We start from the raw sequence: 13,146 nt of genomic DNA, 5'->3' as shown, positions 1-13,146 counted from the left end.
TTTAAGCACCACACACTTTTTTTTTCGGTCAATTCATCGTCATTGCTTAGATTTATGGAAATGGTAAAAGCTCTTCGCAACATATTACTTTGCACCGTACTTATCTCCTCCATGCTTGGAGGAGGTGTTGCTGTTGCTCAAGATGCAAAAACCTTGGAACAACAAGCAAGCAAAGCCGAAGGAAGCGACAAACTTTCTTTGTTGATTTTAGCTGCACAGCGAAGTTTACAGGAGGATAAAGAGAAAAAATGCTTGCAACTGACAGAAGATGCAATCGAGCTTTCTGACGAGTTGCTTACTTCACAAAATAATTCAACCATTATCAGGCAAAAAGCGCTCGCTCTTCACTTGCAAGGCAAAGTGTATTCCCGACTTGGCAAAGACGAAGATGCCATTGAAAGCCTGTCCCAAAGCCTTGATCTTTATGACCAAGTAGATGATCTGCAAGGGCAAGAAAGTGTCCTAGAAAGCATAGAAGGCACACAAACTCCTCAAAAAGAGTCGCCCAAATGGTGGCAGGATATAAAAAACGAAATGAACTCTTGGGAACTAGGCAAAAAATACCAAGACAAAAAGCGAGATGTGATTATTGGATATTTTGAAAAAAATGCGCAGAAATACGAAGAAGAGGGAGACTTACTTCGCGCCACTGAATATTACCTCAAAACCATCCGCTGGTACGAAGACGTAGGCGATAGCCTAAAAGTGCTGGACACTTACCAGCACGTTGCCGAACTATTTTTGGAAATGGGAAACATAGAAGCCGCCGAAGCTACTCTACGCTATGTGGAATCCCTTGAGCCTAGGCTTTCCGATACTATAGACACCCCTATAATTATAGAGCAACCACCCGTTGAAATAAAGCTAGATACTCCCTTTGTAAAAAACAATAGCCTAATAACTATACCCGATACGCTTCCCAAGGCGCAAAAAAAGCCTCTCGAAACGACATCTGGCTATGGACAACAACTGTTAGAAGAAATAAAAAAAATACAACCAGACGAAAGCGAGCGAAAAGAACTGATAGCCAAACGAAATGAGTACCAAAAACTGGCTAACGACCTTACTAAAAAAGGAGATTATAAAACAGCATTAAAATACTACCAACTGTACATAGCCGCCCAAGAAAAGCTACTGGAACTTTCAAGAAAACGCCTGTTTGATTCATTGAGAGCCTCTTACCAAATAGAAGCAAAAGCCGAGCAAATAGGGGAATTACAGATGGAAAAAAGCAAGCAGTCCATCTTATTGCTCAACCAGCAAGCAGAGCTAGACAAGCAAACTCATGTACGAAGATTTCTACTCGCCATTACTATCATATTGCTTGTAGCCTCCACAGTTTCTTACAAGCTTTTTATCATAAAAAGGCGAGCGCACAAAGAACTTGGTAAAACGTACGAAGACCTCGACGAAGCCCACCACCAGCTCAAATCGGCACAAACGGCTATTGTCCAGTCTGAAAAAATGGCTTCGCTTGGTCAGCTTACCACGGGTATTGCACACGAACTAAACAACCCTATCAATTTTGTTTCAGCTAATGTGATACCGCTCCGCAGAGATATTGAAGAAATAAAAGAGCTTTTAGCCAAATATGGAAAACTGCTTTATTCGGATGACCCTAAAGCAGGGCTAGCAGAGGTAGAGGCTTATAAAAAAGAAATAGACCTCGAGTTTTTGACTGAAGAAATAGAAAGCTTATTGATGGGGATGGAAGAAGGGGCAAAAAGAACGAGGGAAATAGTAAATGGCCTAAGAAACTTCTCAAGGCTAGATGAAGAATCGCCCAAAACGGTTGACTTACACGAGGGGCTAGATTCCACCTTGATTTTGCTCAAAAACAAAATCAAAAACCATATCAACATTGAAAAAAAATACGACCCAGCACTTCAAACTATCGAATGCTTTCCTGGGCCTATCAACCAAGTATTTATGAATATTTTGGCAAATGCCATCCATGCTATAGAAGATAGCCGAAAGCAGCATGAAAGTGCTGGTAAGATTACGATAGAAACCATTAGCAATGACGCAAATGTGCTCATCAACATTAGCGATACAGGCTGTGGAATGAGCCAAAACACCCAGCAACGAATTTTTGAACCATTCTATACTACAAAAGATGTGGGCAGAGGAACAGGACTAGGACTTTCTATTGCCTACGGAATCATCAAAAACCACAATGGAGAAATTACAGTGGACAGCCACATTGGTGAAGGAACCACTTTCCGTATTTCCCTTCCCAAGCAGCAACCTTTAGAGGAAAACACCGCTTCGGGAAAAGTAACCCAAACATCAGAAGCTTAGGCAGCTACATAGCCCTACTCCTACCCGACTTCTTCTTACCCAAAATATTTTTCACTGCCATCAGCAAATAATAGCGGCGGCTCTCGTTCAAGCCTACTCCAAAAGAAATTCTCTTTTTGCCTTCTAGCCTAATTACCGTTCCGCTCGTTCTGTTTTTGAAGCCATTTTTCGCCGAATAACCCGATTGCGCTTCTGTAACCTTTGAGATATCTTCCCAAGCAAACCTTTTGGTAAGCCCTATTTGCCACAAACCTGTAAAGACCTTCCCTCCTCTTTTATCAAACGTCACTTCCACTTTTCCCCAAATAGACATAAGCGCCAAACTCCAAAAAATTACCGAACCAATCAAAAAGGGAATTCCAAATAGGGACATACAAGGATCAAACTCACCAGAAAGAACTTGTGAACCATATATTCCACACAAAGAATCTCCCGACTAGATGCACATGAAAGGGACTAGAAAAAAAGCCATTGGTGAGCGAGTTGTTGCCCCTACTACCATCTGATCCATATCTTTTCTTATCCAAGCTCCTTTTGGAGGGTTGTTTATATCAAACCCTGTAGCTACATCTGAAACTACGGCATCTGAAATTTTAAAAATATGGTTACAGCCGGGGCAATGCGCCAAATCCGTTTGAATATTGATATTCTCCCCACTCAAAACGGCATTACAACTTGGACAATTCATATACTAAAACCTTAAATTATCATATTATGGTCTGTTATAAGTTAACAACTCGTTTTTTATAAGTCTCATTTCTTATAAAAACTCAAGGAAGGGACGCAAATTGTTTTTACTAAAATGTCTCTAACATAAACTTTGGTTAGTAGTTAAAAAACAACTAATCTTATATTTTACAAGTGCTATTTTTGAGCTGTCACCTTTATGATCTCCAAACCAATCTATTTCTGGCTACCTTTTATTCCTACCTTAGTTTCTGTCATTACTATACTAACCATCACTGCTTCTTGTTCGAGGCAAGACCCGCAGCAAGCAAGACTTAGGGAAGGGGAAAAATTAGCCAAAACATATTGCGTTTTGTGCCACCAATTTCCTAAACCCAAGTTATTGCCTAAAAAAATATGGGAGGAGATATTGCCAAAAATGGGTGCAAGAATGGGGCTTTCATCTTCTGCTGCCGAAATGGAACACATGGTCATGCTAAAGGCAAATGGCCTGTTCCCCAGCCAATCTATGGTTACGCTTGAGGATTGGTTCAAAATCCAAGATTTTTACCTAAGCCTAAGTCCTGATTCTCTCAAAACTCCAAAAACCGAAATTGAGAGTGAACCTCTTGCTCTTTTTAACGAAAAAGCTATCCAATTTCCTCACATAGAAAAACCTTCTGGCTCATTGGTAAAATTTGGGGAAAAGCCCTTTGAACTTTGGTACGGTGACGCCTTAAAAAATCAGCTTTTTAAGTACAACCTGAAAAATAGCAGCTTCGAAGAATTTCAACTTGATGGAGCACCAAGCCACTTGAATATTATTTCAGATGGCTTCCAAGTGCTTACCATGGGCAACATCCACCCAAATGACTGGAAACGAGGAAAAATATTCCAACATACAAAAAGCGAACTTACTGCTATTCTTTCTCAACTTCCCCGCCCTGTTCATGCATCGTATGGAGACCTTAATGACGATGGCAGAGAAGACATTGTAGTTAGTGGCTTTGGCTACATGCAAGGCTCACTTGCTTGGTACGAAAACACTGAACAAGGCTACAATTTACATATGCTAAGAGCTCTTCCTGGAGCATTAAAAACCGATGTAGTTGACCTGGATAAAGATGGGTTTATGGATATTTTGGCATTGATGGCCCAAGGCGATGAAGGGTTCTTTTTCTATAAAGGAGATGGAAAAGGCAACTTTAAAGAAAGCAAAGTCTATGCATTTCCCCCTTCCCACGGTTCTTCTTATTACGAACTTGTTGATATGAACAAAGATGGGCTGGAAGATATTGTTTATGTAAATGGCGATAACGGTGATTATAGCGTACCTATTTTGAAGCCCTATCATGGCGTGAGCATTTTATTAAATAATGGAGATAAGGAAACCCCAACTTTTGAAGAGGAGTATTTCTACTCCATGAACGGACCATTCAAAGCCATGCCCGAAGATTATGACCTTGATGGGGACATAGATATTGCCTGCATCTCCTATTTCCCAGATTACGAAAACACTCCCGAAGAAAGCTTTATTTATTTGGAAAGAACTGATGAAGATAACTTTGAGTTTAAGGCTCAAACAATTGAAGGGGCTACCAAAGGTCGCTGGCTCATAGCGGACCGAAACGATTATGATGGAGATGGAGATATTGATATTGCATTAGGCAACAGTTTGGTCATGTCTTATTTTATGCCAGACCAAACAAAATACAACCTTAAAATCAGCCCTTTTTCAATTTTATTACTAGAAAATAACACAAAATAACCACTCCCTTTCAACAGTTTTCCAGCCATTAAATCTATACAAACAAGCATCAACAATGTTTATTTATTCTTAAACTCATTTTTTTTCTAAAAAAACATGCGTATAAACACATTTTCCACCCTTCTAACCGCATAAACCTTACTTCATCACGTTCTCAACTTACCTGCGAAACCGCAGCCCCTTACCCTAAAGATGGATGTTCTCGACAGGAACAAACAATTTGCCTACTCAACTAACCACATGACTTAATTTCTCAACCAAAAAATTTATGAAAACAGTTTTCCCCTTAACACTCAAAATTTTCTCATTGCTTTTGCTAATAGTATTCCTTTATATTCCAGCTATGGCAGGCTCTGAACCAACTCCCCATGAGGCTTCAATCACCTTAAACCTAGACCGGCTCTGGATATTAATATCTGCTGCGTTGGTCTTTTTTATGCAAGCGGGTTTCAAGTGCTTAGAGGTTGGGATGGTACGTACCCAACATAGCACCGTAGTTAGCATGAAAAACCTTGTTGACTGGGTGGTGGTAAGTGTCGCTTTTTTCTTAATTGGCTTTGGACTTATGTTTGGTCATTCTGCTGGAGGTTTTATAGGAACAGACCTGTTCATGGCCGATGGCGTAGAGGGTGCCGAAGGCGGTAGCCCACTTGGCATTACCTTCTTCTTGTTCCAGTTGGCTTTTGCAGGTACAGCACTTACCATAGTTTCAGGAGCAATGTCTGAAAGAACAGGCTTTGTGCCCTACCTCACTGCTTCTCTGGTAATGGGCTTGGTAATATATCCCGTATTTGGACATTGGGCCTGGGGCAACCTCTTTTTTGGAAATAACCCTGCTTGGCTAGCCGATCTAGGATTTATGGATTTTGCAGGCTCAACCGTGGTTCATTCGGTAGGAGCTTGGGTAGCATTAGTAGGGATTTGGATAGTTGGTCCAAGGCTTGGCAGGTATAGCAAAGATGGAAAAGTTAGAGATTTCAGACCCCATAGCTTCGCTTATTCTGCCCTCGGGGTAATTATACTTTGGCTAGGCTGGTGGGGATTCAATGGTGGTAGTACCCTTGCTTTAGATAGCAGCGTAGAAAAAATCATTCTCAATACAAACCTTGCCGCAGCTGCCGCAGGTATTTCGGCTTTTTTCCACAGTTACTTCTTCCAAAAGAAAGCCGACTTGTATGGAAAGCTAATGGGTGGAATTTTAACAGGTCTTGTTGCTATTACGGCAGGTGCAAATGTAGTAAGCTTTGGAAATGCTCTACTTATAGGTATTTTAGCTGGCTTAATACACAATTACACCTTCGATCTTCTTATAAAGAAATGGAAATTGGACGATCCGGTAGGTGCAATTCCCGTTCATGGATTTGGAGGAGTATTTGGCACATTGGCAGTAGCTATTTTTGGGAAAGAAGAGCTATTAGCTTTACCTAGATTTCAACAACTCGGAGTACAATTCTTGGGAGTTGCCGTTTGTTTCATTTTCACAAGTGCTATTGCCTTTGTGATGTTTAAAGCTCTTAAAGCTACTGTAGGCCTTCGAGTTTCTCCTATAGAAGAAAAAGAAGGGATAGACTATGGCAAAAAGTATGTAGACGAGATAGAAGAGGAAGCCCTCAGCGAACAGGAACTGCTCCACTTGATGGCAGGCCTAAACGAAGATGAGGTAAGTGAAATGCCACAAAAGGGAAGTGAAGAAAACTAACAAAAACTCTGCAGAAATGGACAAAAAAATTGATCAGATTTCGGTACAAAAAAGCAATGGGGGGCATAACTTGTTACACCTTGAGCAATTCCTAGCTATTTCGCCCTACGAACGTACCCAATTGGTACTTCAAAAAAAAGTAACCTTTATAGATGAAGACGGAGAGATCATCTCTCTTACAGACGGATTAAAAGCCTTGGTGAGGGAAGTGAACGAAAGAAAGACAAAATCACAAACACCACAAACTAGCAGCACTGATTCATCTGTAAAAGAAAAAATATCAAGCTGATCCTTCACTGGTTTTATAAACAAAAGAAAGCCCCACGCAACCAGCATGGGGCTTTCTTAATTTTGTCAAAGTGTAATGTGATGAATTTTAAATATTATTTATAACCAGGGTTTTGATCAGCATTAGACAATACTTCGTTCCTGTCTATTTCATTTTGAGGTATTGGAAATAACTCAGACTTTCCTGTTGTAAAACCGGTACCTGCTAAGAAATCTGCTGCTTTCCCCCACCTTAGGAGGTCATCAAAGCGAACTTGCTCACCACAAAGCTCTACTTGGCGCTCGTGAATGATTGCATCCATTACCTCCGCTTTGGTAGTTACTGGGTACATAGCATTCATTTCAGCAGTGCCATAGTTAGGCATGCTAGTAGAAGGTCTGTTACGCACTTCGTTTAGGTAATCAACTGCAGCAGCAATATTGCCCAATTCGTTTTCTACTTCAGCCATCATCAGCAATACATCAGCATAACGGATCACATTGAAGTTGATACCCGACTGCATATCAGAATTGGCTTGTTTGTAGTATTGAGAATATTTCTTCCATGCAGCTCTTCTTCCCCGAGGAATTTCAGCAACAACTGCCTCTCCATTAGGATCAAAGATATCTCCGTTTGACCAGAAACTGTCCGCATACCTTGGGTCACCATCTTCAAACTCGTCTAATGTCTTGTCAGCTGGGTACACATTGAACCAAGTAACGCCATACTCTTGCGCTCTAAAAGTTATTTCTTCTGTACCAGTACCTGTAGATCCCCAACTAGAACCACCAAAATTACCCGTAAAGTTTACTTGAAAAACAGTTTCACTATTCCACTCCGTTTCTTCCATAAAATTATCATAAAAATTATCGGTAAGCGCATACCCCGTCACTTTTGCAAATGCAGCCTTGGCTTCAGTATACTCCCCTAAGTAAAGGTGTACCTTGCCCAAAAAGGCATTTGCAGCTCCTGAAGTTGGTCTGCCAGCATCAGCCTCATCCCCTTTTGATCTCAAGTTCGCCGCAGCAAAAGACAAATCATCCTTAATTAACTGATACACTTCTGATTTCGGACTCCTTCCTTTTGGATCGGTTTCTATAGTCGTATATATAGGCACATCACCAAACCTTCTTACCAAGAAGAAATAATACAGACTCCTTAAAAACATCGCCTCTCCTTTGTATTTATTCCTCACTGCATCTGTTACATTTTCAGTGTTTTCGACATTGTCTAGCACAAAGTTAGCTTTATTAATACCTCTATAGCAATTGTCCCAATATTGGAATATAGCTCCATGATCTGTAGGAAAAGAAAAATCCAAGTATTGAACTTTATCAGCTTCTAATTGAGGATTTCCTGCGTTTTCATGTGACATATTGTCAAGCATAAAAAACATGTGTCTTGTATACAATCCCTGTGTTTGAAAGTTGGCATAGATTGCATTTACAGCTGACTGTAACTGTACTTCATTTTTAAAAAAAGTATCTGGTGACAGCTGATTTGGATCTACCAAATCCAAATCTGGTTTACATGAAACCATCAAAAGAATTGTTACAACAAATGGTGTTATATATTTTTTATATCTCATGATTATTCTCTGGTTTTAGTTAAAATGAAACTTGTATACCTCCTACAAAAGACTTAGGCAAAGGATAGTTACCACGATCAATACCTAACTGAAAGTTCCTTTCTCTTTGGTCTGTGGTAACATGTGTGCCAATTTCTGGATCTAAGCCAGTATAATCGGTAATGGTAAACAAGTTCTGTCCACTGATATAAACCCTAAGTTTAGAAATACTACCATTGAGGATATTATTAGTTGGAAGTGTATATCCTAATGAGATATTTCTTAGGCGTAAATAAGAACCTTTTTCAACAAAACGGCTAGAAACAGAAACGTTCTCTCCAGCACCAAGTACTCTTGGAATGGTATTAGAAGTCCCAGGAGCTGTCCATCTATCCAACACTTCTGTTCCTGCATTGAACAACCTTGTCATTCCCTGTAAGTCGTAGATATTGGTATTGTAAATATCATTACCAGAGACCCCTACAATGAACATACTGAAATCAAACCCTTTGTATTCTGCATTACCAGAAAAACCATAGTTCAGCTTAGGGAAGGGATTACCAATGATAGTTCTATCATCTGCCGTGATCTGCCCATCAGGCACACCTTCAGGACCACTTATATCTCTGAACTTCACGTCACCAGGTTGCGCATTTCCATGTGAGGGATTATTATCTACATCAGCTTGATCTTGGTAAATTCCTATCATTTCGTAACCATAGAAGTGGAACATTGGCTCTCCTACGATTGTTCTTGAAATATTTTGGTTTTCAAAACCACCACCTGCTAATTGGTCAACACCACCCAAATCAAGTACTTTATTGCTAGTAGTGGAAAGATTAAGATTTGCAGACCAAGTAAAGTCTCCCTCAATATCATTATAACCAAGCGTGATTTCAAAGCCTGAATTCTCAACTGAACCAACATTCTTAGGAAGATTAGCATTATGAAAACCCAAGGAAGGGGCAAGTGGCAAGTCCATTAATAAATCATCACTAGTATTATTAAAATATTCAACCGATACTGTTATTTGATCAGATAATAGCCCGAGGTCAATACCCAAATTGAGCATTGTAGTTTCCTCCCATTTTAGGTCAGGGCTAGCAGGTCCAGCACCTGTAGTACCGTTAGCCAATGAACCACCATCACCAAAATGATAGTTATAATCATTGGTAAGGTTTGATGCATACCTGTATTCATTTAAGTTATCGTTACCTACTTTACCCCAGCTACCTCTCAATTTTAAATTACTTACCATATCCACACCTGACATAAAAGATTCTTCACTCACTCTCCATCCGGCTGCTATAGATGGGAAAGAACCCCATCTATTATTAGGTCCGAACCTTGAAGAAGCATCACGTCTATAGGAAACAGCAAAAATGTATTTACCATCATAGTTATAGTTCAACCTACCAAGGTAACCATAACGAGCATACTCATACTTATTTGAACTTAAGCTAGCCTGGCTCAGATTCAACTGGTTTACTTCATCTGTCACATAATTTCTGCTATTAGCATCTATAGAAGAATATGTCTGTTCATAAGACTCCACAAGAGCCAAGACATTAAAATTATGTACATCATTAAATGTTTTGGAATAAGTCAAGCTATTAGTCCATATAACAGACTCAAATTTATTTGTGTTTTTTGTTACATCTGCCCAGTCTTGGAAATGCTGACCACCACCATCGTTCTGCGCATCATCAAAAGAAGGGATGAAATTATTGGTTCTTCCAGTAGTATAATTCAGACCGCCTTGTGTCCTGAACTTCAATCCATCAATAATTTCATATTCCGCAAATAAAGTACCCATAAGGTTCTCAGAATCATTCTCTCTTAAACCATGAACCAGAGATCTATGTGGATTTTCAGCATCTTGATTATCCAATGACGAAAGAGGTCCTTGATGCCCCCCCAAGTTATTTGGATTAAATACAGGGAGGTAAGGAGCCATTTTAATAGCATGTTCGATCATTGAACGACCGCCTTGATCAAAATAAGGGTTTGATTTATTGAAAGACAATGACATTGTCTCCCCTACTTTCAACCTTCCTATTTTAAAATCACTATTGGCTCTAAAATTAAACCTCTTAAATCCGGTAGAGGTGACTATTCCTTCTTGATCAGTATATCCAGTAGAAAACATATAATTACTGCTTTCTCCACCTCCTGACAAGCTTACATTATAGTTTTGCATTGCCCCGTCTTGGAAAATAGCATCTTGCCAGTCTGTATTATTTTGCAAATAAGAAGAGTACTGAGGGTCGGTAATACGAGCAGGAATAGCCACAGGATCTTGAAGATTTCCAATATCAGTTGCATATTGAATATATTGATCGGTACTCAATACATCGTAACGTTTCTTTTGAGTTTGAACACCTGCCCATGCTTCAAAGCTAACTTTTGCTTTGCCAGTCTTACCTTTTTTAGTAGTAATCATGATTACACCATTTGCTCCTTTAGCCCCATAAATAGCAGTGGTAGAAGCATCTTTCAACACTTCCATTGACTCTATGTCATTAGGGTTCAAGTCTTGTAAACTGGCGCCAACTATTCCATCAATTACTATCAAAGGATTGTTATCGTTTACCGTACCAAGCCCCCTAACCCTGATAGTTGGTGCAGAACCTGGCTGACCATTACTTACAACAGTTACACCAGCGGCCCTACCCTGCAAAGCTTGCTCAGCTGAAGTAATCGGTACTTCTTTGATAGCTTCCGCTCCAATTGAAGATATTGCCCCTGTTACTTCTGCACGTTTTTGTGTACCATAACCAACAACAACAACTTCTTCTAGTTGAGCCAAATCTGGCTCTAAGGTTATATTGATTTGAGATTGGCTACCGACCTCAATATCTTGGCTTATAAAACCAATGTAACTAAACTGCAAAGTTGATCCTGAAGGAGCATTCAATGTGTACTTTCCATCTATGTCAGTAGTAGTACCCGTAGCAGTACCTTTAATAAGGATACTTACGCCTGGCAATGGTCCGCCATCCTCTCCCGAAATAACCGTACCCGATACTGTTGATTGTAGAATGTCATTAGCAAGAAGAGTTTGCTCCTCTACCGAGGTCATAAAAATACTCTTTTTGTTCACATGAATATTTTCATCTACTCTTTTGAACTTCAAATTTGTCTCTTTCGATAAAAACCGAAGCAAATCACCTAGCGTCTCATTGTCCATACTTACCGTAATCCGTTTTTCCTTATCAATTACCCTACGGCTGTAGGCGAAAGAAAAATCCGTAATCTCTTCAATAGTATTGAAGGTCTCTACTAAGCTCCTATTCTCAAGATCGACAGAGACATAGATGTCATCTATACTCTTGTTTTGAGCGTTTCCATTGTTAGCGAGCAGCATTCCGCAAAATAATATTTGCAAGAAAATGCCATAAAAGGTGAATTTTGACATGGCAATTAGTTGTCGTATTACTTTCAATTTCATATTTTTAAGTGCTTTTGATAAATAAGTATTTATAAGGAAGCTCTTTCAATAGCTACACTTAGCAAGTCGGCAAACTTTTGGGGTATCTATATTGAAAGGATTATTGAGTTTTATGCCAGTTGCGTCCGAGCGGCTGGCATAGTTCTTTTTAAGAGGAGTCTATAACTTCTTTCATTTTCATATATAATTTTAGACTAAAAAAAATTTAGTTATTAGTATAAACTTAACAACCCTAATGTTCTTAGTTAAGTTTAGCCTGTTAGTCGTTAATAGCCAGTCGGTTAGTTGATCTCTACTACTTTTCCTTCGATTTTGTACTTAAAGCCCAAGCCGAAGCTAACACCTTCAAGTACATCTTCTAATGATTTATTAGTAAAATTACCTTTGTATTCTTTTTGGTAATCAGGCTTTTTATTGATGATAAAAGTCACTCCATACCAGCGCTCTAAGCGTTCCTGTACTTCCTTGAAGTCAGCATTTTTAAATACAATAACACCATCTTTCCAAGAAAGTAGCTCCTCAGCATCAAAAGAACCCTTCTCTAAGGTTTTGCGGCCTTTTTCATAAGTTGCCATTTCTGAAGGCAACAGCAAAACTTCATTGGCACTTTCAGCCCCTTTTTCTTTTACGGATACTTTACCTGAGGCAACAGCCACTTCTACTTTGTTACCGGTGTAATTTTTAATATTAAAAGAGGTACCGAGTACTTTTGTAACCACATCGCCGGTTGTAATCAAAAACGGTCTATTTTCATCTCTGGCAACTTCAAAAAATGCCTCACCTTCCAAAAACACTTCTCTTTTATCTTTGGCAAAATGATCGGGAAAAATCAGTTTACTACCAGAGTTCAATTTTATTTTAGATCCATCGCCTAGGGTTATCGTCATCTTAGCCCCCTTTTCAGCTACTCGCTCTATGTATTTAGCTTTGGCCACTAGCTCACCCTTCTTACTGTTTCCTATATTTTGATAGAAAAGCACTCCCATCGATAAAAATACAAAGCCAATTAAAACAGCTGCAACTTTCCTAGAAACTGTCCAAAAAGTAATTGTTCTTGATTTAGGTTCGTGAAATGTACTCAGATGCTTTTCTAAGCCTTTCCTCACCTTTTCTTTTGATTCTACTGTAGGCAATTCCTCATCAAATTTCAAAACAGCTAACAACTGCTTAGCCTCCAAAATCTCTTTCGATTTTTCAGGATGGGCAGAAACCCATTTCTCCCAAAAGTCCCTGTCCGATTCGCTCGTTCCATCTACATAAGCCTGAAAAGACTCATCAGAAGCGAAATCAGCAGCATTGTTATAATTTATAAATCCCATTTCGAAAAGTAGATGATTGTGAAGAAATGTCTAAGTTTTATCAATATAGTAATTGAAGACTAGGCTATACTTACCAAGCCCTTCACTTAGTTGATAGAAACAGAGTA

9 protein-coding genes are annotated in these 13,146 nt (G+C 39.4%); 4 read left to right on the top strand and 5 right to left on the bottom strand.

From position 1 onward, the window contains the following. The first annotated feature begins 54 nt into the window (after positions 1 to 54). Positions 55 to 2,301, top strand: a complete 2,247-nt coding sequence (locus R9C00_02665) for an ATP-binding protein (protein WPO36342.1) — start codon at positions 55 to 57, stop codon at positions 2,299 to 2,301. A 4-nt stretch (positions 2,302 to 2,305) separates the two neighbouring features. Here R9C00_02665 and R9C00_02660 read toward each other — a convergent pair whose 3' ends face one another. Then, positions 2,306 to 2,674: a hypothetical protein gene (locus tag R9C00_02660; protein WPO36341.1), complete on the bottom strand. Its 369-nt coding sequence runs from the start codon at positions 2,672 to 2,674 to the stop codon at positions 2,306 to 2,308. Between the two features lie 63 nt (positions 2,675 to 2,737). After that, complete coding sequence (locus tag R9C00_02655; protein WPO36340.1) at positions 2,738 to 2,989, bottom strand: hypothetical protein; 252 nt, start codon at positions 2,987 to 2,989, stop codon at positions 2,738 to 2,740. Positions 2,990 to 3,187: 198 nt separating this feature from the next. Between R9C00_02655 and R9C00_02650 the strand changes: the two genes are divergently transcribed. The 3 genes from R9C00_02650 to R9C00_02640 all read left to right on the top strand — a co-directional run bounded on the left by R9C00_02650 (position 3,188) and on the right by R9C00_02640 (position 6,723). Then, entirely contained in the window at positions 3,188 to 4,735 is a 1,548-nt protein-coding gene (locus tag R9C00_02650) for a VCBS repeat-containing protein (protein WPO36339.1), read from the top strand. Positions 4,736 to 5,003: 268 nt separating this feature from the next. Beyond that, a complete protein-coding gene (locus R9C00_02645) occupies positions 5,004 to 6,434 on the top strand; it encodes an ammonium transporter (GenBank protein WPO36338.1) in 1,431 nt (476 codons plus the stop codon). Between the two features lie 16 nt (positions 6,435 to 6,450). Further along, complete coding sequence (locus R9C00_02640; protein WPO36337.1) at positions 6,451 to 6,723, top strand: hypothetical protein; 273 nt, start codon at positions 6,451 to 6,453, stop codon at positions 6,721 to 6,723. A 94-nt stretch (positions 6,724 to 6,817) separates the two neighbouring features. Here the strand turns inward: R9C00_02640 and R9C00_02635 are convergent, their stop codons facing one another. From R9C00_02635 to R9C00_02625, 3 genes are all read right to left on the bottom strand, one after another. After that, on the bottom strand, positions 6,818 to 8,242 hold the full coding sequence (locus tag R9C00_02635; GenBank protein ID WPO38761.1) for a RagB/SusD family nutrient uptake outer membrane protein: 1,425 nt from the start codon (positions 8,240 to 8,242) through the stop codon (positions 6,818 to 6,820). 67 nt (positions 8,243 to 8,309) lie between these two features. Further along, entirely contained in the window at positions 8,310 to 11,720 is a 3,411-nt protein-coding gene (locus tag R9C00_02630; GenBank protein ID WPO36336.1) for a TonB-dependent receptor, read from the bottom strand. Between the two features lie 281 nt (positions 11,721 to 12,001). After that, complete coding sequence (locus R9C00_02625; GenBank protein ID WPO36335.1) at positions 12,002 to 13,039, bottom strand: FecR domain-containing protein; 1,038 nt, start codon at positions 13,037 to 13,039, stop codon at positions 12,002 to 12,004. Positions 13,040 to 13,146 lie beyond the last annotated feature (107 nt).

This window comes from Flammeovirgaceae bacterium SG7u.111 (assembly GCA_034044135.1).
Classification (GTDB): domain Bacteria; phylum Bacteroidota; class Bacteroidia; order Cytophagales; family Flammeovirgaceae.
The sequence above is the reverse complement of the archived record's forward strand: the minus strand, read 5'-3'. Positions and strand labels throughout refer to the sequence as shown.

What these genes read in the sequence shown, in the direction of transcription:
- R9C00_02665 (WPO36342.1), top strand. Translation starts at nt 55, where the DNA reads ATGGAAATGGTAAAAGCTCTTCGCAACATATTACTTTGCACCGTACTT.
- R9C00_02660 (WPO36341.1), bottom strand. Translation starts at nt 2,674, where the DNA reads ATGTCCCTATTTGGAATTCCCTTTTTGATTGGTTCGGTAATTTTTTGG.
- R9C00_02655 (WPO36340.1), bottom strand. Translation starts at nt 2,989, where the DNA reads ATGAATTGTCCAAGTTGTAATGCCGTTTTGAGTGGGGAGAATATCAAT.
- R9C00_02650 (WPO36339.1), top strand. Translation starts at nt 3,188, where the DNA reads ATGATCTCCAAACCAATCTATTTCTGGCTACCTTTTATTCCTACCTTA.
- R9C00_02645 (WPO36338.1), top strand. Translation starts at nt 5,004, where the DNA reads ATGAAAACAGTTTTCCCCTTAACACTCAAAATTTTCTCATTGCTTTTG.
- R9C00_02640 (WPO36337.1), top strand. Translation starts at nt 6,451, where the DNA reads ATGGACAAAAAAATTGATCAGATTTCGGTACAAAAAAGCAATGGGGGG.
- R9C00_02635 (WPO38761.1), bottom strand. Translation starts at nt 8,242, where the DNA reads ATGGTTTCATGTAAACCAGATTTGGATTTGGTAGATCCAAATCAGCTG.
- R9C00_02630 (WPO36336.1), bottom strand. Translation starts at nt 11,720, where the DNA reads ATGAAATTGAAAGTAATACGACAACTAATTGCCATGTCAAAATTCACC.
- R9C00_02625 (WPO36335.1), bottom strand. Translation starts at nt 13,039, where the DNA reads ATGGGATTTATAAATTATAACAATGCTGCTGATTTCGCTTCTGATGAG.